Origin of the sequence: Acinetobacter chengduensis (assembly GCF_003664645.1) — a bacterium.
Lineage (GTDB): Bacteria > Pseudomonadota > Gammaproteobacteria > Pseudomonadales > Moraxellaceae > Acinetobacter > Acinetobacter chengduensis.
The window spans coordinates 84,095-102,524 of sequence record NZ_RCHC01000003.1; the positions used below are offsets into that span (position 1 = coordinate 84,095).

The 18,430-nt window shown below is 38.5% G+C and carries 21 protein-coding genes and 1 riboswitch; of the genes, 11 read left to right on the plus strand and 10 right to left on the minus strand.

Annotation, left to right across the window (positions count from 1 at the left end):
- Positions 1 to 40: 40 nt before the first annotated feature.
- Positions 41 to 565, plus strand: coding sequence for a protein tyrosine phosphatase family protein (locus D9K81_RS03550; protein ID WP_120373266.1), 525 nt, complete (start codon positions 41 to 43; stop codon positions 563 to 565).
- Here the strand turns inward: D9K81_RS03550 and ispF are convergent.
- A complete protein-coding gene (ispF, locus tag D9K81_RS03555; protein ID WP_120373267.1) occupies positions 553 to 1,041 on the minus strand; it encodes a 2-C-methyl-D-erythritol 2,4-cyclodiphosphate synthase in 489 nt (162 codons plus the stop codon). The genes D9K81_RS03550 and ispF overlap by 13 nt on opposite strands.
- 99 nt (positions 1,042 to 1,140) lie before the next feature.
- On the opposite strand from ispF, the gene D9K81_RS03560 reads away from it, so the two are divergent.
- Entirely contained in the window at positions 1,141 to 1,788 is a 648-nt protein-coding gene (locus D9K81_RS03560) for an A1S_1983 family putative colistin resistance protein (protein ID WP_120373268.1), read from the plus strand.
- Positions 1,789 to 1,950: 162 nt separating this feature from the next.
- Here D9K81_RS03560 and D9K81_RS03565 read toward each other — a convergent pair whose 3' ends face one another.
- Positions 1,951 to 3,195 (minus strand): D-amino acid dehydrogenase, encoded by a 1,245-nt coding sequence (locus tag D9K81_RS03565; RefSeq protein ID WP_120373269.1) that lies wholly within the window; start codon positions 3,193 to 3,195, stop codon positions 1,951 to 1,953.
- 163 nt (positions 3,196 to 3,358) lie between these two features.
- Positions 3,359 to 3,450: riboswitch (glycine riboswitch) on the minus strand.
- 159 nt (positions 3,451 to 3,609) lie between these two features.
- Here D9K81_RS03565 and D9K81_RS03570 point away from each other — a divergent pair.
- Positions 3,610 to 4,389 (plus strand): hypothetical protein, encoded by a 780-nt coding sequence (locus D9K81_RS03570; protein ID WP_120373270.1) that lies wholly within the window; start codon positions 3,610 to 3,612, stop codon positions 4,387 to 4,389.
- Between the two features lie 256 nt (positions 4,390 to 4,645).
- The gene (locus tag D9K81_RS03575) at positions 4,646 to 5,179 is read left to right on the plus strand and encodes a hypothetical protein (protein ID WP_120373271.1); all 534 of its coding nucleotides are present in this window, start codon (positions 4,646 to 4,648) and stop codon (positions 5,177 to 5,179) included.
- Between the two features lie 139 nt (positions 5,180 to 5,318).
- Here D9K81_RS03575 and D9K81_RS03580 read toward each other — a convergent pair whose 3' ends face one another.
- The 4 genes from D9K81_RS03580 to D9K81_RS03595 form a co-directional block, all read right to left on the minus strand.
- Complete coding sequence (locus D9K81_RS03580; RefSeq protein WP_120373272.1) at positions 5,319 to 5,870, minus strand: GNAT family N-acetyltransferase; 552 nt, start codon at positions 5,868 to 5,870, stop codon at positions 5,319 to 5,321.
- A gap of 111 nt (positions 5,871 to 5,981) precedes the next feature.
- Entirely contained in the window at positions 5,982 to 7,067 is a 1,086-nt protein-coding gene (gene aroC / locus D9K81_RS03585; protein ID WP_120373273.1) for a chorismate synthase, read from the minus strand.
- Positions 7,068 to 7,080: 13 nt separating this feature from the next.
- Complete coding sequence (gene prmB, locus D9K81_RS03590; protein ID WP_120373274.1) at positions 7,081 to 8,091, minus strand: 50S ribosomal protein L3 N(5)-glutamine methyltransferase; 1,011 nt, start codon at positions 8,089 to 8,091, stop codon at positions 7,081 to 7,083.
- Between the two features lie 73 nt (positions 8,092 to 8,164).
- Positions 8,165 to 8,560 carry a lysozyme inhibitor LprI family protein gene (locus D9K81_RS03595; RefSeq protein ID WP_120373275.1) on the minus strand — a complete coding sequence of 132 codons (396 nt, stop codon included), beginning with the start codon at positions 8,558 to 8,560 and terminating at the stop codon, positions 8,165 to 8,167.
- A gap of 156 nt (positions 8,561 to 8,716) precedes the next feature.
- Between D9K81_RS03595 and D9K81_RS03600 the strand changes: the two genes are divergently transcribed.
- The 6 genes from D9K81_RS03600 (at position 8,717) to D9K81_RS03625 (ending at position 14,678) form a co-directional block, all read left to right on the plus strand.
- Entirely contained in the window at positions 8,717 to 9,022 is a 306-nt protein-coding gene (locus D9K81_RS03600; protein WP_120373276.1) for a hypothetical protein, read from the plus strand.
- Positions 9,023 to 9,166: 144 nt separating this feature from the next.
- A complete protein-coding gene (locus D9K81_RS03605) occupies positions 9,167 to 10,540 on the plus strand; it encodes an ABC1 kinase family protein (RefSeq protein ID WP_120373277.1) in 1,374 nt (457 codons plus the stop codon).
- A 225-nt stretch (positions 10,541 to 10,765) separates the two neighbouring features.
- A complete protein-coding gene (locus D9K81_RS03610; RefSeq protein ID WP_120373278.1) occupies positions 10,766 to 12,061 on the plus strand; it encodes an acyl-CoA dehydrogenase family protein in 1,296 nt (431 codons plus the stop codon).
- A 22-nt stretch (positions 12,062 to 12,083) separates the two neighbouring features.
- Positions 12,084 to 13,283: an acyl-CoA dehydrogenase family protein gene (locus D9K81_RS03615; RefSeq protein WP_120373279.1), complete on the plus strand. Its 1,200-nt coding sequence runs from the start codon at positions 12,084 to 12,086 to the stop codon at positions 13,281 to 13,283.
- Positions 13,284 to 13,374: 91 nt separating this feature from the next.
- Positions 13,375 to 13,863, plus strand: a complete 489-nt coding sequence (locus tag D9K81_RS03620) for a GNAT family N-acetyltransferase (RefSeq protein WP_120373280.1) — start codon at positions 13,375 to 13,377, stop codon at positions 13,861 to 13,863.
- Between the two features lie 239 nt (positions 13,864 to 14,102).
- The gene (locus tag D9K81_RS03625; RefSeq protein WP_120373281.1) at positions 14,103 to 14,678 is read left to right on the plus strand and encodes a lytic transglycosylase domain-containing protein; all 576 of its coding nucleotides are present in this window, start codon (positions 14,103 to 14,105) and stop codon (positions 14,676 to 14,678) included.
- 142 nt (positions 14,679 to 14,820) lie between these two features.
- Here D9K81_RS03625 and D9K81_RS18825 read toward each other — a convergent pair whose 3' ends face one another.
- Positions 14,821 to 14,934, minus strand: coding sequence for a hypothetical protein (locus tag D9K81_RS18825; RefSeq protein WP_407923618.1), 114 nt, complete (start codon positions 14,932 to 14,934; stop codon positions 14,821 to 14,823).
- Positions 14,935 to 15,231: 297 nt separating this feature from the next.
- A complete protein-coding gene (locus D9K81_RS03630; protein WP_120373282.1) occupies positions 15,232 to 15,465 on the minus strand; it encodes a hypothetical protein in 234 nt (77 codons plus the stop codon).
- Positions 15,466 to 15,671: 206 nt separating this feature from the next.
- On the opposite strand from D9K81_RS03630, the gene D9K81_RS03635 reads away from it, so the two are divergent.
- A complete protein-coding gene (locus tag D9K81_RS03635) occupies positions 15,672 to 16,163 on the plus strand; it encodes a CinA family protein (protein WP_120373283.1) in 492 nt (163 codons plus the stop codon).
- Between the two features lie 74 nt (positions 16,164 to 16,237).
- Here the strand turns inward: D9K81_RS03635 and prpC are convergent, their stop codons facing one another.
- Both prpC and prpB read right to left on the minus strand, forming a co-directional pair.
- Positions 16,238 to 17,374 carry a bifunctional 2-methylcitrate synthase/citrate synthase gene (gene prpC / locus D9K81_RS03640; RefSeq protein ID WP_120373284.1) on the minus strand — a complete coding sequence of 379 codons (1,137 nt, stop codon included), beginning with the start codon at positions 17,372 to 17,374 and terminating at the stop codon, positions 16,238 to 16,240.
- A gap of 3 nt (positions 17,375 to 17,377) precedes the next feature.
- On the minus strand, positions 17,378 to 18,262 hold the full coding sequence (gene prpB / locus D9K81_RS03645) for a methylisocitrate lyase (RefSeq protein WP_120373285.1): 885 nt from the start codon (positions 18,260 to 18,262) through the stop codon (positions 17,378 to 17,380).
- Positions 18,263 to 18,430: the final 168 nt, after the last annotated feature.

An 18,430-nucleotide genomic window follows, 5' to 3' on the forward strand; every position in this document is an offset into this window, starting at 1 on the left:
CTTTATAGTAAAAATGGGATTAGAACTTTAAATACAGCGTATGAATGATATTGAAAATAGTTTAACTCAAATTGATCACTTCCAGTTTGTTCATGAACATTTATTTAGCTCAGGACAACCTTCAGTAGCCGAACTCAAACACATTAAAGAATATGGTGTCACCACCATAATTAACCTTGCACTGAGTGATGCGCCAAACCATCTTCCACAAGAAGATCATCTGTGCCTAGATTTGGGACTCAACTACATTCAGATTCCAATTTCTCTAGAGACACCTTCTGATGCACAATGTTTATTGGTGCTCGATATGATTGATCATTTGGTGCAAGAACAAATGATTTGGGTACATTGCACAGATAACTTTACTGCCAGTTGCCTGATGTATTTATATCGTCAATTTTATATGAATATTGATATGCCCACTGCACAGGAATATTTACATCAAATTTGGGAACCCAATGCAACTTGGACAGGACTGATTCATGCAGTAACCGTGCAACTCCAAGGTCGAAAATCAACCCAAGAGTTACAGTATTCAATGATCCATCCAGATCATTTTGCGTGAGAAATTAACACCGTTGCTGTTGATAAAATCCCTTCTTGGCGACCAGTGAAACCCAATTGTTCAGTGGTCGTTGCCTTGACGCTAATTTGTGTCACATCTACATTTAATACATCCGCAATGCTTTGGCGCATGGTTAAATTATGCTTAGCTAATTTTGGCCGTTCACAAGCCACCGTAATATCAGCATTATTGAGTACATATCCTCGATCCAAAATCAATTGATAGACATGCTTGAGTAATACACGGCTATCTGCACCTTTAAAGTCTGGATCTGTATCTGGAAAATGCTGGCCAATATCTCCAAGTGCCAAAGCACCTAACAATGCATCAGATAAGGCATGGAGCACAACATCACCATCTGAATGTGCCTTTAAACCATGTGTATGTGGAATTTGAACGCCTGCCAATGTAACAAAGTCACCTTCTTCAAAGGCATGTACATCTAGGCCCTGACCGATACGAATTTGTGCAACCACCTTATGTTTCCTTAGAAATAAACGATTGAAATCTTGTATTCACGCTTTCTATTTCGCTATAGTTAGGTCAAGCGCAACGTAATGAAAGTATAAGCGATCATGCTGTTGAAAACTGATAAAAAAATCATCAAAAACTTTAGATTAGCCATTATCCTTGGCTGTTTCTGCACGCCTGTAGCATTTGCTGAAGCAATTCAATGCATGCCACCTTCAACATCGCTCAAAAAAGTGTGCTCAGAAGAGTTTAATACACAACGTGAAAAGCTTGATAATCTATATCTTACAGCCAGTTTAGTCACCGATGCACCTTTACGAATTATTCAAGATACCCAGCAGATTTGGCAAAGTCGATTACAACAATGTAAAAGTATAGATTGTTATAAACAACAATTTGAACTACGCGCTGATGATCTCAATATTTTTGTTTCGCTCAATCAGAGCCTGACACAACATTATTTAAAATTTGAACATGGGACATTTGCGCAACCGTTTACCCAACTGAAAGTTCATCAATTAACAAAAGATCGCATTAAAATTGAGGGTTTGTCTTATCGTAACCCCAATAACCGTTTAGAAACGCAGACTATTCCTTTTCTTGCCTACACTACGCCTGATCAAAAAACAGATATTTTAGATAATGAACATGATTGTAAATATCAGTTCAACTATAGCAAAGCCATCCTGTCAGTTCAGACCAAACAAAAAGGTTGTGAGCGCTTCGCTGGCATCTATCGCCTCTACGATTAATCCTGATGTATAGCTTTGATTGAAACACTGTTAATTTTATCGCCTGTAAAGGAATAAGGAATATAGCGTCATCACATTGCGTTACCTGAGCTTTATACGTGGTACTGCTATTTAGATTCGGCTATACCCCTACCATTTGTAATTCAAAACTGCATTGCTTATTTAAATGGGATGACTATGCGCCACTTGCTGACTAATCATGGCTGCAGTGGCAGCGGAAAGTGTCCACCCCAAATGACCATGCCCAGTATTATAAAATACCCGTTCACGTTTGCCACGATTTACGATGGGCATCATATTCGGCATCATTGGTCTTAAGCCCGCCCACGGAACAGAAAACTCTGTCGACAGTTCAAAATTACGGTTCACCCAATCAACCAAAGGTTGAATTCGATCCGAACGAATGTCTCGATTGTAACCATTAAATTCTGCTGTACCTGCAACTCTTAAACGATCTGAACCAAGTCGCGAAGTCACTATTTTTGCACTTTCATCAAGCAAACTTACCCATGGCGCATGTTTTTGGCTGGCTTCATCCCTCAGCTCAACGGTAATTGAATAACCTTTAACTGGATAAACATTTACACGATCGCCTAACATTTCTGCCAAGTGATAACTTCCCACGCCACCGCACACCACCAATGCATCAAAGTCTAAGGTGAGCAACTGTTCATCTGTGCCTTCCATATTTTCATCGCTGGCCTTTAAAGCCAAACTTACACCTTGCTGATGATGCTGAACCGACGTTACTTCATAGCCAAACTTATAATTCACACCATGTTTACGTGTAACCTCTGCTAGCCCCGTAGTAAATTTATGAATGTCGCCTGTCGCATCACCTGGGCAATAAAAACCTGCATAATAATCACCCGTTAAAGCAGGCTCAATACGCTTAATTTCATCATTACTGACTGCATGACGCTCTAAGCCACCTTGGCATAGCATGTCATTTACCCCAATCGCTACATCGTAATCCGCTTTATTATGATAAAAATGCAGGATTCCTCGTTTTTCTAAGTTGAAATCAATACTTTCTTTTTCTGCGATTTCAAATAAGCGTTGGCGTGCCAAAAGTGCCAAGCGTACAGTTTCTTGAGTGTTTTCTTTATAGTGCTTAATATTGCCTAAAAACTCCATCAACCAAGCATATTTATGAATACTAAAACTCGGATTGAGCAATAAAGGTGCCGACTTTTGCGACATCCATTTAATACCTTTCAATACCGTGGCTTTTTGGTTCCAAACTTCAGCATTACATGCTGAAAGTTGCCCACCGTTTGCAAAAGAAGTTTCCATTGCTGGATATAAATGCTTGTCAATCACTGTAACATGGTAGCCAAGTAAAGCTAACTCATAAGCAGTGGTGACTCCAGTAATTCCTGCTCCAATAACTGCAATATGACACATAACGCCTCCTTAAAATGTATGCTCTACATTTTAAATTGGGTGCCTCATCTGTCTTCCGTCATGCTGATGACGACCTGAGAGCTTCAGCCTACATAGCCACATGCCATACAAACCTTCCTCCTTCGGTGAGCGTACTTTTTATTGTTCGCTTCTCTCCAGATATTGAATTGCTGCAGTCCTTTTGCCTGAGAGTTTCCTGAGGCCTTGCTCCTTCGGCGAACGTCATTCAAGACGTTTCTCTCCTACAGCAATTAATAGTCTTAATATGAGCAATTTATGTACCAACGAAAAGCATTAAATGCACATAAATTGTTCGCCATTTGTATATAGCCTTAATTTCACAGCCTAAGCCCTTGATTATGTAATTAAATAGTCGATAAATTAATAGTTCTGCCTAAGTGAATTTGATACTCCATGACCCAACACAAGCAATTGTCTGATTTCGTCTGCACCATTCAAAGCCATACATTGGAGCAACTGTATCAGGAAGATCACCTCAAAATTGGACAATTTGGTCAGTTAAGCAGCTATTACGCGCCATTTGAAGCAATCAATCCAATGGCTCAAGTGATATTTGTAGGAATTTGCCCTGGTAAAGCCCAGTGGCAACATGCAATTGCGGTCGCAAAAACGGGTTTAGAAAGCAATATTCCCTTTGCAACGCTTTTGAAACAGATAAAATCAGAAAGCGCATTTCGTGGTCCTATGCGCCGTAATATTGTTCATCTATTGGATTATGTGGGACTACATCATAAGTTGGGGATTGAAAGCTCACAAAATCTATTTGAACAAGATCAAGAGCGAGTTCACATGACATCTGTACTCAGGCATTGTATTTTGCATAAGGGACAAAACTATAATGGCTCTACGCCAGACATGCTAAAAAATGATTTTTTACAACAACATATTCAAAAAAATTTTATTACTGAGATTCAGCAACTTTCCCCCACAGCGGTATATATTCCAATGGGTTTAAGTGTTGCTCAGGTTTTATATCATCTGGTTAGCTTAGGCTATTTAAAGGAGTCACAAATTTTAGCGGGTTTCCCCCATCCATCAGGCGCAAATAGTGAACGTATCCAATATTTTTTAGAACAAAAAACAGCGCTTCAACTTTCAAAAAATACCAATGCGAAAAAAATAGACCTAGATAAAGCCAATTTATTAAACAAAATAAAAGACTTAAATTTTTAAAACCCAAGCCTAATAGATAAAAAATCCTTCAAATATATAGCCTGAACTTGCTCATTCCTGCCTAAAGCGCCATAAAAATCAACATATTTAATACGGTATAATTAAATAAAATTTAATAAATCATCAATTTAGTTATTTGATTAATACAATTATTATTGAAAAGTGTGATTTATTTTACTTTTTATAAAAAATATGTGATTATTTTTATAGATTCAAATAATCGCTCTATAAAAATTACATTGTTTTGGAACTCAAAATGAAAAATTTACTAGGATTAGCACTTGTAACAGTCTTACTCTCTGGGTGTGTTGTCATTCCAACTGGCAAATCTAAAGATAACAACCCTGCATCCCTTATTAAAGGTGATAGCAATGTTGATAACTCTAAAAATGACATTACTCGTGTAAATACTCGTGGGCAATTAACTTGTAATACCAATGAAGTTTGTCCTGAATTAGACATTGATTGGAACAAAAATCAAGGTCAATATAATGTTTCATTCCATTTATATGATCGACAGCAGTATGATTTAAAAGAATTTACTTTTATTGTAGATGGTAAAACGCGCTCATTTAGCACCATTGGCGCAACAACTACACGTAATATTAATAATTCAGGCATTTATGAATCTACCAATAATGCCGAAGTTCCTAGTAATTTGTTTAGTCAAATTAATCAAGCTAAAAATATCCAAGTGGTGATTAGTACCAACCAAGGTGATATCACACGCGATATGCTTAGTCCGAACAAACAATCTGATGCATTCCGTTTATTCCGTCGTGCTTACTAATTAAAAATAGCGGCTAAAACTCTCCACTTTGTATTTTTTAATATGACATTTGCGCATCTTCGGGTGCGCTTTTTTATGGCTATGTATAACATTTACATGCAGTCCAGTATATTCTAAATTTGGCTTATAACCATCAGGCTTATGCTGAAATATCTTTTTTTAAATGAACTAAGTGCACTTCAACCGTTGGAATGCCTACATCCAACTGAGTTGGATAAGCTTCCGTATAACCACTCTGCTGATAACCTGCTCGTTCATAAAATGCAATGAGTGATTGGCGCACATGCAATACATACATATTAATGCATTCCACTTCAGCATAATTATCACGGATATATTGCTCTACAAATGTTAAAAATTGACGCCCCAAACCCTGATTTTGAAATTCCGGTTGCACGGCAAATGTGCCAATTTCTAGCTGACTAGCATCTTCTGAATCATGGGTTAAACCTATACAACCCAGAAGTATAGGGTGTTGTTTTGTGCTATCAGCTGTAGGCTTTTCACATACCCATAATTCAAAGTCTGGATTTGTAAGTAAATTTTCTAGTTGTTTAATCTGTATACGTTGGCCTTGAATAACATGCTGTTCATTGGTCCAACTCCGACCAATATTTTCACGATAGGCTTGATTAATTAAAACAACTAAATTCTGAATATCGTTTGATACTGCAGGACGAAATGTATTCATAACGGGCCTTTAAATAATATTATTTAATAAAAATATAAAGTTAATTTATTTTTATTCTAAATTTTAATTAAAAAAACCAGACTGAAGTCTGGTTTTTTTAGAGGATACTTCTTAAATAGGTTCAAATGGTGCAACCACATCTGCATTTTGCGCTCTATGACGCATGAAATGATCCATGAGCACAATTGCAAGCATCGCTTCTGCAATAGGTGTAGCGCGAACGCCCACGCAAGGGTCATGACGACCTTTGGTTAAAACATCTGTGTCTTCACGATTAATCGTAATGGTTTTACCAGGCGTGGTAATCGATGCTGTTGGTTTTAAAGCAATAGATACACGAATATCTTGACCGCTTGAAATACCACCTAAAATACCGCCGGCATGATTTGCCAAGAAACCATCAGTCGTCAGTTCATCACGTGTTTCATGCCCAAATTGCTCAGCAACAGCAAAACCGTCGCCAATTTCAACACCTTTTACAGCATTAATAGACATCATGGCATGGGCAATATCTGCATCTAATCGATCAAATACAGGTTCGCCCCAACCTACAGGCACTTGAGTCGCAATGATCTCAAGTTTCGCGCCACAGCTGGTACCTTGTTCACGAAGCGATGTTACCAAAGCTTCGAAACGAGGGACTGCATCAGCATCACCGCAGAAAAATGGATTATTTGGAACTTCATTCCAATCCAATTTTTCAGCTTTTTCAGTTCCAATTTGTGTTACATGGCCACGGATTTCAATACCAAATTTTTCAAGCAAGAATTTTTTAGCAATCGCACCAGCAGCCACGCGCATTGCAGTTTCACGTGCACTTGAACGTCCACCACCACGGTAATCACGGAAACCATACTTATGGGTATAGGTATAGTCTGCATGACCTGGGCGGAAGGTTTGTGCAATATTGCCATAATCTTTCGATTTTTGGTCCGTATTACGAATAAGTAAACCAATTGAAGTGCCAGTGGTTTTACCCTCAAACACACCCGAAATAATTTCCACTTCATCTGGTTCTTTGCGCTGAGTTGCAAATTTAGATGTGCCCGGCTTACGTCGGTCTAAATCTTTTTGTAAATCAGCTTCAGTTAATTCAATACCTGGTGGCACACCATCAACGATGGCCATAAGGCCAACGCCGTGAGATTCACCACAAGTCGTTACACGGAACAGTTGCCCTATACTATTACCTGCCATGTCAAACGACTCCTTATGCTTGAATAGATTGAATGAATAAATCGCGGAATGTACGGCACTGTTCCGCAGTCAAAGCAAAGATGCCTGTACCGCCTTTTTGGAACTGCAACCAGTAAAAGTCAACGGTATTGAAGTTTTGACGCATTGCCCATTCAGAGTTACCCACTTCAATTACGATCAAGCCGTTTTCAGTAAGGTAATCCGCCGCTTGTGCCAACATTTTACGCACAAGATCCAAACCATCTTGCCCTGCTGCTAATGCAAGTTCAGGCTCATGATGGAATTCATCTGGTAAATCAGCCATATCTTCAGCATCCACATAAGGTGGATTTGATACGATTAAATCGTATTGATTTTCTGCTGGGATTTTTGCAAATAAGTCAGATTCAAGCAAAGCCACTTGGTACTGTTTATTATGATGTTCTGCATTAATCGAAGCCACTTCAAGTGCTTCTTTAGAAATATCTGTTGCATCCACTTCTGCATCTGGATAAGCATAAGCTAAAGCAATTGCAATACAACCAGACCCAGTACACATATCTAAAATACGTTGCGGTGTTTTAGGATTTGGGTTTTCTGGCAAGTTATTTACAGCCGCGCCCATCTGCCCATTTTCACCCAAGCAATACGGCGCAAAACGGTTTTCAATCAGCTCTGCAATTGGAGAACGTGGAATAAGCACACGCTCATCAACATAGAATGGTTTGCCATAAAAATATGCCAAATTGAGTAAGTATGAAGTTGGCACTTTTTCGTTAATACGACGTTCAAGTAAAGCTAAAAACTCAGTAGCTTCGCTCGGCAAAACTTTCGCATCTAAAATTTCAGCGTCTGCATTCCAATCTAATGATAAGGTCTGTAAAACCAATGCAGAGCTTTCAGCGAAATAGTCTTCTGTACCTTGACCTAAATGTGCATCGTATTGACGTAATGCTGTTACACCAAAACGAATGTAATCTCGAATGGTGGATAAATTTTCAGCAGCTTCCTGCAAATGTTCAGGGCTAATAGTCGGTCGATCCACTTAAGGCGTCTCCAAGGTCATATTTTTTAAAACGCCTTATGATACCTTAGTTTTCATGGTTTTTTTGCAAAAATCACTTCATATTTTTATTGTTCAAACGGACTTCCATCATATCAGCATGCGACATTGTCATTTGGAGTGCACAACTAGAATTTGAAATAGAAAATGCTTTTGCTTTTTTATTTTGAATATTACATGCATGATCTCGACGCTGTAGCCAAACATCTTGAGACTGTTTTACTAGCGCTTGTTCGTTTTCTGCGGTTGTTTTTAGTGTTAATTTATACAAGTGTTTCACGCGTTTATTTTGCGCTTTGTATTCTTTAATCTGACAAGTATTAATACTATCAGATTGGCTTTGAGCTTTTCTCATACACGCTTCAAAATCGGCTGTGTAACCTAATGCAAATGCATTCACTGAAAAACCAGCACATGTAATAAACAAACCCTGTATTAAGCGCTTCTTCATTATCCCATCCCCAATACACAAACAAATATTTATATAAAATTATTCTGCATTTATATCATCTTAGATTTGTATTTTAAATGCTTTAACAAAGCGTGATTGAAAATTAAAAATTTAACTTCATATTACATACACTAAGTTCACTACATTTGATGAAACATGAGCTACAAGCACAATAACCTAATGGCAATGCGTCAAAATTACTGGGATGATGCACATACGCCTCGTGTTCATGAAGAAAAATTGTTTTTTCAACGCCTTCTAAATGATTTAGGTGTCTTTGAAAAAGCCAGTCTTGAGGACGCAAAATCATTATTTTTTAGTCTTCCCAGCATTATTCTTATTAAAGGCTATGCCAAAGGTTTTACAGAACCTTCGATTCAACAACTCATTACACAGCACATCGAGTTGCATCGTAATGAACTGCAACAAAAATTTGATGTCAAAATTAAATTCAGGGTCTAAAGCCTTTTATTCTCTTATTTTAGAATTTTCAGTTGCATAACTACACTGTAAATTCAGCATGTTGAACTTTTTTAATACGTGCAGACCATGTAAGATTCGCTACAATGAATTTTTCTGCGAACTGTTGAACAGGATTAAGTTTAAATGTCAGATCAGAACGATAAGCTTAAACAATTGAAAACCTCCTCCATGGATCGACGCTTATCGATTGCGAAAGCCTCTTTACTGGCTGGTACGCGCTGGGCTGCCTCAAGTGCAAGCACAATGTTCTCAAGTGAAGAAGAAAAAGAACGTAAACGTAAAAAAGCGATGAAAGAACAAGCTGAGTATCTGGTCGCAGAAATTGGCAAACTCAAAGGCTCTATTGTTAAAATAGGCCAAATGATGGCTTTATATGGCGAACATTTTTTACCTGAAGAAATTACTCAAGCCTTAAATACGCTGAATAACCAAACTGTTGCTTTGGCATGGCCTGCCATCAAAGCGCAACTTGAAACACAGTTAGGTTCAAAATTAAACGATCTCACAATTGATCATGAGCCATTAGGTACTGCGTCTTTGGCACAAGTCCATCGCGCAACCCGCAAATCAGATGGCTTAGAGTTAGTGTTAAAAGTTCAATATCCTGGTGTTGCAGATGCCATTGATTCAGATATGAACTTATTTAAGAACATGCTTAAGCTGACACGAATGGTGCCTCAAACACGTGAGTTCGACCAATGGTTTGAAGAAGTTCGCGAAATGATGCATCGTGAAGTGAACTATAAAATTGAGGCAGATACTACTCGCCGTTTTGGTGCTCGCTTAAAAGAAGACCCGCGCTATGCAGTGCCACAGATTATTGATGATTACTGTACTGGCCAAGTGCTATGCATGACATTTGAACGCGGTGTGCCAATTAACAGCCCTGTTATGCTATCGCTTCCTCAAGAACGACGTAATGCTTTAGGTGAAGCTTCACTTGAAATTGCAGTTCGTGAAATATTCGAATGGGGTGAAATGCAAACCGATCCAAATTTTGGTAATTATTTAGTTCGCTTAGGTGATGGTGCAACAGTACAAGATAAAATTGTGTTACTTGACTTTGGTGCGATTCGTCAATTTGATGCCAATCTATTGAAAGTTGCGCGTAATTTAATTGAAGCTGGATACCATCATGATGCCTCAGAAATGGTGAATGCGATGACAGGCTATGAATTCTTTGATGCCATGCCTCTGAGTATTAAACCAGATATGGCCAAAGTATTTTTACTGGCAACAGAGGCTTTTAGTAGCCCGTTAAATAACCCAGACTTGCCTGCTGGCGTGATGGATGAACACTTACGCTACGATTGGAAAAAGAGCCAATTACATAGTCGTGTGATGCAACGTGCATCTAAGTCTATGGCATCGCGCTACTTTAGTATTCCACCCAAAGAATTTATGTTTATAAGCCGTAAATTCATTGGTGCATATACTTTTATGACGGTGATTGAAGCAAAAACCAATGTTCGCAATATGATCCAAAAATATCAATAAAAATTCAGGCTTGAATGATACAGTGTCATTCAAGCCAATTTATCCAAAAAATAAAATTTTAAAATGATTATTAAGTTATTAAAAATCAACAGATTAAATACAAAATCTAGATTCTATTTTACCGTTTATCTTAGCCAATAAACAATGTCAAAACTGACATAGTTTTTTTAAACTGCAAATGTCAGCATAAAAATAAGCATAAATTTGCGCTAAGGAATAATCCGTATGACCAGCATGGTAAATAAAGCCCAAGGATTTGGGTTATCACTCATTACAAAAATTGCAGGCAGTGAAGTATTAGATCAACTAAAACTTCGAAAGTTTGTAGAAAAATCACTTTATCAAGGTTCAAAAGCTGGATTCAAAACACTGAACCAAACACAAAAAATTTTTAAACCTCAGCCTAATCTCAGCAAACAGCGCTTATCCAATCAACAAAAATCACTTTTTGATTTAAGTTTGAGTGAAGAGCAAACCATGATCTGTGATGCCATGAAGCAATTTGCCAATGAGGTTCTACGACCTCTAGCTGCGCAAGCAAATCATGACGAATTATTTCCACAACAACTATGGCAACATAGTGCAGAGCTAGGCTTAAATTTTTATGCTTTACCAGAAAGCCTCGGTGGTGTTGCAACTGAAAAAAATATTGTGACCAATCTACTGATTGCAGAGAAACTTGCACATGGAGATTTTAGTTTATGTGCTGGACTCCTCTCTAGTTTTAGTGCCATTAATGCACTCACGCAATGGGGCACAGCGGATATTCAAGCCAAATATCTCACTGCTTTTAGTACAGATCCAGAACTTAAAGCCAGTTTTGCTGTGCAAGAGAACACACCTGCCTTTAATCCATTTGAACTTAAAACCCAAGCAACCGACCATAATGGCCAATATCGTATTAGTGGCGAAAAAACAGCTGTCCTCTTAGGTGAATCTGCGGATATTTTACTGGTCAATGCCATGCTCAATGGTCAACCCGAAGTTTTTGTGGTACCTCGCCACTCCTCTATTCAGTTTAAAAAATCATCTGCAATGGGCTTAAAACCAGCAGAAACCGTGACTTTATATTTTAAAAATACCCCTGCTGAGCGTCTGTCTGACCAAGACTTTAATTACAGCTCATTTTTAGATTTGGGCAATTTAATGTGGTGTGCACTTGCGATTGGTACATGCACTGCAGCCAAAGAATATTGCATTCAATATGCCAATGAACGTACGGCTTTTGGTGAGCCTATTTCTCATCGTCAAAGTGTCGCATTTATGATTGCCGATATGGCCATTGAAATTGAAGCGATGCGTATGCTGTTACTCAATGCGGCTAGCCTTGCTGAATCTGGGCAATCTTTCCATCGCGAGGCTTATTTAGCACGTCTGCTTTGTGCTGAAAAATCGATGAAAATTGGAACAGACAGTGTGCAAATTTTAGGTGGACATGGCTTTACCAAAGAGCACCCTGTAGAGCGTTGGTATCGTGACTTACGTGCCGTAGCCATCATGCAATCAGGTTTACACGCCTAAAATATAAGACAAGGACATCGTTATGAATTTGCAGAATCCAAAAAAATTTAAAATGCTGATCGATCAAGCACACGAAGTCGCATTAAATGTACTACGTCCCATTTCACGCAAATATGATAAAGCTGAACATAGCTATCCCAAAGAGCTCGACATGCTGTCATCACTGGTCGATGGCATGAACCAAGGCGGTGACGGTTTAAATGCAGGTGCGGCGGTCAACAAACGCGGTGACACCCAAACAGGCAATAAAAATGGCGTAAATATGTCAACAGCATTAAGCGTTGTTGAAATGTGCTATGGCGATACAGGCCTATTACTCTCTATGCCCCGTCAAGGCTTAGGAAATTCTGCTATTGCTGCTGTGGCAAATGACGAACAACTTAAGCGATTTGAGGGTGTGTGGGCTGCCATGGCGATTACAGAACCTAGCTGTGGTTCGGACTCGGCTGCCATTCGTACAACCGCAACTTTGGATGGGGATCACTACATTCTCAATGGCGAAAAAATCTTTGTCACCAGTGGTGAACGTGCAGATGCTATTGTCGTTTGGGCCACTTTAGATAAAAAACTGGGCCGTGCCGCTATTAAATCCTTTGTAGTCGAAAAAGGCACTCCTGGAATGAACATAGACCGACTAGAACATAAGCTCGGTATTAAAGCTTCAGACACAGCTGCTATTAGCTTTATCAACTGTCGCGTTCCAGCAACTAACTTGTTAGGCAATGCCGAAATAGATGTGGCTAAAGGTTTTGCAGGCGTAATGGAAACCTTCGACAACACTCGACCATTAGTAGCTGCCATGGCGATTGGTTGTGCAAAAGCATCTTTAGAACGTATTAAAGAAATATTTAAAGACTCACTTGATGCTACTTATGCAACTCCCTACTTACAAACATCAAATATTGCTGCGCAAATCTATCGTATGGAAGCTGATTGGGAAGCTGCTCGCCTATTAATGATTAAAGCAGCATGGATGGCTGACAACAAAATTCCAAATTCACGTGAAGCATCTATTTCAAAAGCAAAAGCAGGCCGTGTAGCCAATGAAATCACCTTAAAATGTGTCGAATTAGCATCATGTGTGGGCTATAACGAAGATGAATTACTTGAAAAATGGGCGCGTGATTCAAAAATTCTAGATATTTTCGAAGGCACCCAGCAAATTCAACAACTCATTATTGCTCGTCGTGAGTTAGGTAAGACCTCAAGTGAACTGAAATAACAGAATATTGTTGATATTTCCTCGCATCATAAATACACAAGAGATGTTTTTTTTGCTATAAAAAAATCATCTCTTTTTTTATCTCATTTTCATGTACCACATTCGCACCATCCAGCAAAAAGACAATGTACAAATCGCAGCACTCATTCGCAAAGTTTCACTAGAATTTGGCTTAGCACCTGAATCAGGATTTGCGGTTGCTGACCCCATTTTAGATGACTTATATCAAGTGTATAGCCAAGAGCATACACAATATTGGGTAGTGGTTGATCAACATGATCAGGTGTTAGGTGGTGGTGGCATTGCCCCGCTTCTGGGTGATCCTAATGTTCTCGAAATTCAAAAAATGTACTTTGACGCTTCTGTACGTGGGTTTGGATTTGCCAAAAAGATTTTAGAGCTTGCTTTTGATTTCGCAAAATTAAATGAGTTCCAAAACTGTTATTTGGAAACAACCGCAAGCTTATGGCAAGCCGTCAAGTTATATGAAAAATTAGGATTTTTACATCTTAAAGCACCGCTGGGTGCTACGGGCCATAGCCATGCATGTGAAATTTGGATGGCAAAAGACATTGTATAAATGCTATAGCATGACTTGATAAATACGTGCTATCTAGATGATTTCATCATGCATTCTGATGGTGAAATCCATAATGAATAAGCTAAATTTGTTGGTTTTGTAAAACTAGAAATGATCTGAAGACTTTTTCTAAGTAACATTTTGCAATCACAATCATGCTTTTATGTGCTTGACCTAATGCCAATGTGCTTGATAATGATGGCAAGTAAAATTTGTAATGCCCATAGAACAGGTCTTTTATGCTCGCCAATATATTTTTCAATGCTCGCCAAACATTTCCTTCTCAGCACAACATACTGAAGTCCGCTGTTCTTTTTCTAAGTTTAAGCACACTGGCTGGCTGCTCTTCTCTTGGCGGTGGCTCTGTAGAAAAGCGTGCGAAAAAATTATCTAGTGGCATACAAAGAGCTTATTCTGTTGCTCCACCAACTGCTGATCGCGTATCTCCGATGATCATTCAAAGTGCAGAACGCTATCAGATGGATCCATTATTGATGGCTGCTTTAATTCGCCAAGAATCATCTTATCGAAGTACTGTTACATCCCCTGCAGGTGCTGTAGGTCTCACGCAAATTATTCCGCGCTACTGGCAAAATACCTGTACAGGTGATTTATTTGATGAAAATACCAATATTAACTGTGGGACCTACATTCTATCCAAATATACGCAACAAGCTGGCGATAGCAAAAAAGCCTTAGCTTATTACAATGTTGGACCTACAGGTTATAACAATAATCGTGCTATGAAAAAACAAGGTAAACGCTATGCCAAGCAAGTCAAAGCTCATCGCAAAACGTTGAAAAGTGCGCTTTAAATTTCATTCAATAGCGACCTAAGCTCGTTTTACCGTAGCTATTGACATAAAAAAAAGAGCAATGTGATATTCACATTGCTCTTTTTTCTCTGGCTATCATCAGGTAACAAATTTAGCTGGAGTAAATATTTAACGATGGATCCTATACTGGATTTATCACATAAAAATAAACAACCAAAAATGCTAAAATCACAATAGATAATGTGAGATATGCACCTGAAGTATTAAAGCTTTTAATGAATTTTAGGATATTCATGACTCAAACCGCTAATACAACGTATTAATTATACATTTTCATCAATTGAAGTCAGTGAATAGTAGCTTTTTTTTAACCAAATGTTACATTTTATTACATTCCAAGAAGTCTACTACGTCTTAACCTGTATGAATTGATTAGCTATTTATCACATACTTTTTATAATATTAAAATAATGTCACATTTTAATATTAAGCTCATTTTTTCTTTTATGGTTTCAATGAAAGCTATTCACTGATACTAAAAAGAAATAAAAAAACTCCAACATTGGGAGTTTTTTTATTTCTTTTTCACCTATTAATTTAAAGCTAAGACTTTCACAATAATGGTTTGTGAATCTTCAAACTCTTCGACAATTTGTAATCGCTTCAGCTCTTTGCTTTTGACTTTGAACTTGTGATTTTGATATGAAATTTCTGCAGGAATTTGGTCAAAATATTGACTATCTGCCTCTAATTCCTCTTGAAAAAGTGGCGTGCCTAATTGGTAATCTAAGCTTTTTAAAACGACATACTTTACTGTTGTTTTCATCTATGTATCCTACTTTCTTAACACACTTTATTTTTATTTTTACCACTGTTTAGAGTGAAGTAAAACCTTTAATTTCAAAATTTGTCCATACTTTAATCACTTAAACCATAAATATTAAATTAAAATAAGTTTCACCAAAAAGTTACCCTACTTTCAAATATTTAAACATTATTGCTAAAATATACTAAAAACTTCAAAGAGCAAAAATGCCCAAAACTCAATTAATACAATGTTGCCAAACTCTTGAGCAGAATCATCAACGGATTGCCTTTATCGAAAGTGCCAGTTCAGGCTATCTCTCTAGTCAATTTTCTATCTATAAAAATTCTGGCGCAGATATTTTGTTAGGCGGTTTAGTCAGTTATGACCCAAGCATCAAAATTTCTATATTAAATGTGTCCGCACAGCTAATTGAGCAATACACTGCTGAGTCCGCCGAAGTGACCCAAGCGATGGCACAGCAAGGGCAATTACTCTTTACTCAAGCAGATGTGATTGTGGCATGTACAGGTTTACTCAAACCTGGCGGTAGTGCCACCGCTAGCAAACCTGAGGGTACATTCTTTATTAGTATTTTATTTAAAAATCAATTTTATAATTTTCAATATTATTTAGCAGGACAAGCCTTAGAGCGACTAGAACAATTAACCGAACTTGTAGCAAAAGAAGTTCACTTCCTCATTTCATCAATACAATAAATGTGTGTACACACTCGTTTTCTTCACAATGTAAAAAGCCTCCGCAGAGGCTTTTTAGTACTTTAGATTATGGATTATGCTGCTGAACGCTCTGCGATTGGCACCACTTTACGCAGTTCTGGTCCAGTATAATCTGCACTTGGGCGAATAATACGGTTGTCAGCACGCTGTTCCATCACATGCGCAGCCCAGCCTGTAACACGTGACATCACGAAAATTGGTGTAAACAGTTTAGTCGCGATATCCATAAAGTGATATGCAGATGCATGGAAGAAGTCTGCATTACAGAATAATTTCTTCTCACGCCACATCACTTCCTCACAGCGTACAGAAACTGGGTAAAGCACAGTATCACCCACGTCTTTTGCTAAGCGCTCAGACCAAATTTTGATAATACTATTACGTGGATCATTGTCTTTGTAGATCGCATGACCAAAGCCCATGATTTTTTCTTTACGTTCCAATTTGCCAAGCATTTCACGCTCTGCTTCTTCTGGTGACGTCCAGTTTTCAATCATTTCCATCGCAGCTTCATTGGCACCACCGTGTAATGGACCACGTAATGAACCAATTGCGCCAGTAATACATGAATGCATATCAGACAACGTCGAAGCGCATACACGTGCTGTAAATGTAGATGCATTAAATTCATGCTCTGCATATAGAATTAGCGATACATTCATCACTTGTTCATGCAATTCGTTTGGCTTTTCACCACGAAGTAAATGTAAGAATTGCGCGCCAATTGAATCGTCATCGGTATTTTCTTCTACACGTACACCGTCATGGCTAAAGCGGTACCAATAGCAAATAATCGCTGGCAATGTCGCAAGAATACGATCTGCGACATCTTGTTGTTGTTCAAATGATTGTTCTGTTTCAAGGTTACCCAGCATGGATACGCCTGTACGCATCACATCCATTGGGTGTGAATCTGCAGGAATGCGTTCAAGCACTTCTTTTAATGCCTGTGGCAATTGACGCAATGATTTAAGTTTGGCTTTGTATGCGACAAGTTGTTCTGTTGTAGGTAATTCACCAAAGAAAATCAGGTACGCGACTTCTTCAAACTGGCAGTTTTCTGCTAGGTCTTGAACATCATAACCACGATAGGTTAAGCCCGCACCACTTTTGCCTACAGTTGACAATGCTGTTTTGCCAGCAACTTGTCCACGCAATCCTGCGCCCGTGAGTACTTTTCCTTCAGCCATTTCTTATTTTCCTTCAGTGAATAATTTATCTAATGTATTTTCAAATGTGTGATAGTCAAGGAATTCGTAAAGCTCTTTACGTTGTTGCATTTTATCTAACACATTCACTTGTGTCCCTTCTTTACGAATCGAATGCATGACTTCTAAGGCCGCTTTTTGCATAGCACGGGTTGCTGACAATGGGTACAGCACCATGCTAATCCCTTGTTCACCGAGTTGTTCTGTTGTGTAATAAGGTGTGTCACCAAATTCTGTAATGTTGGCTAAAACAGGCACACCTACTGCATCGCAAACAGTTTTGTACATGGTAATGTCGGTCATTGCCTCAGCAAAGATTGCATCTGCACCCGCTTCCACACATGCACATGCACGATCAATCACAGCTTGCAGACCTTCTTTTTGTAGCGCATCTGTACGTGCCATGACCACAAAGTTTGAATCCGTCTTCGCATCAACAGCAGATTTAATCCGATCAACCATTTCTTGTTGAGTGACGATTTCTTTATTTGGACGGTGGCCACAACGTTTTTGTGCGACTTGGTCTTCAATGTGAACCGCTGCTGCACCAGCCGCAATCATTTGCTTGACACTACGTGCAATATTAAATGCGCCACCCCAACCTGTGTCGATATCCACCAAAAGCGGTGTGTCTACACGTTCTGTAATACGACGGACATCTTCTAAAACGTTATCCAGACTGGTCATACCTAAGTCAGGTAGACCATAAGAATAGTTCGCAACCCCAGCACCCGAAAGATAGATGGCTTTGTAACCCACCTGTTTCGCCATCATTGCTGCATAAGCGTTGACTGTGCCGATAATTTGTAATGGTTTTTCCACTTCTAATGCTTGTCTAAATCTTAAACCTGCAGACGTTTGTTCTGTCATATTCCCTTCCACAGAGGCTTCTTTATTTGTTGAGGCTTGAGTATAACCATAATTATTTGGCGTGCTATGACCAATTAGAATTTTTACTCTATAACTTTAGTCAAATATTTTTGAACGATATAATATTATTTCGTGACTGTATATTGCTTAAGCAACGTAGATGTTTAC

Coding starts and splice junctions, on each gene's coding strand:
- D9K81_RS03550 (WP_120373266.1), top strand. CDS start 41: ATGAATGATATTGAAAATAGTTTAACTCAAATTGATCACTTCCAGTTT.
- D9K81_RS03560 (WP_120373268.1), top strand. CDS start 1,141: ATGCTGTTGAAAACTGATAAAAAAATCATCAAAAACTTTAGATTAGCC.
- D9K81_RS03565 (WP_120373269.1), bottom strand. CDS start 3,195: ATGTGTCATATTGCAGTTATTGGAGCAGGAATTACTGGAGTCACCACT.
- D9K81_RS03570 (WP_120373270.1), top strand. CDS start 3,610: ATGACCCAACACAAGCAATTGTCTGATTTCGTCTGCACCATTCAAAGC.
- D9K81_RS03575 (WP_120373271.1), top strand. CDS start 4,646: ATGAAAAATTTACTAGGATTAGCACTTGTAACAGTCTTACTCTCTGGG.
- D9K81_RS03580 (WP_120373272.1), bottom strand. CDS start 5,870: ATGAATACATTTCGTCCTGCAGTATCAAACGATATTCAGAATTTAGTT.
- aroC (WP_120373273.1), bottom strand. CDS start 7,067: ATGGCAGGTAATAGTATAGGGCAACTGTTCCGTGTAACGACTTGTGGT.
- D9K81_RS03595 (WP_120373275.1), bottom strand. CDS start 8,560: ATGAAGAAGCGCTTAATACAGGGTTTGTTTATTACATGTGCTGGTTTT.
- D9K81_RS03600 (WP_120373276.1), top strand. CDS start 8,717: ATGAGCTACAAGCACAATAACCTAATGGCAATGCGTCAAAATTACTGG.
- D9K81_RS03605 (WP_120373277.1), top strand. CDS start 9,167: ATGTCAGATCAGAACGATAAGCTTAAACAATTGAAAACCTCCTCCATG.
- D9K81_RS03610 (WP_120373278.1), top strand. CDS start 10,766: ATGACCAGCATGGTAAATAAAGCCCAAGGATTTGGGTTATCACTCATT.
- D9K81_RS03615 (WP_120373279.1), top strand. CDS start 12,084: ATGAATTTGCAGAATCCAAAAAAATTTAAAATGCTGATCGATCAAGCA.
- D9K81_RS03620 (WP_120373280.1), top strand. CDS start 13,375: ATGTACCACATTCGCACCATCCAGCAAAAAGACAATGTACAAATCGCA.
- D9K81_RS03625 (WP_120373281.1), top strand. CDS start 14,103: ATGCTCGCCAATATATTTTTCAATGCTCGCCAAACATTTCCTTCTCAG.
- D9K81_RS18825 (WP_407923618.1), bottom strand. CDS start 14,934: ATGAATATCCTAAAATTCATTAAAAGCTTTAATACTTCAGGTGCATAT.
- D9K81_RS03630 (WP_120373282.1), bottom strand. CDS start 15,465: ATGAAAACAACAGTAAAGTATGTCGTTTTAAAAAGCTTAGATTACCAA.
- D9K81_RS03635 (WP_120373283.1), top strand. CDS start 15,672: ATGCCCAAAACTCAATTAATACAATGTTGCCAAACTCTTGAGCAGAAT.
- prpC (WP_120373284.1), bottom strand. CDS start 17,374: ATGGCTGAAGGAAAAGTACTCACGGGCGCAGGATTGCGTGGACAAGTT.
- prpB (WP_120373285.1), bottom strand. CDS start 18,262: ATGACAGAACAAACGTCTGCAGGTTTAAGATTTAGACAAGCATTAGAA.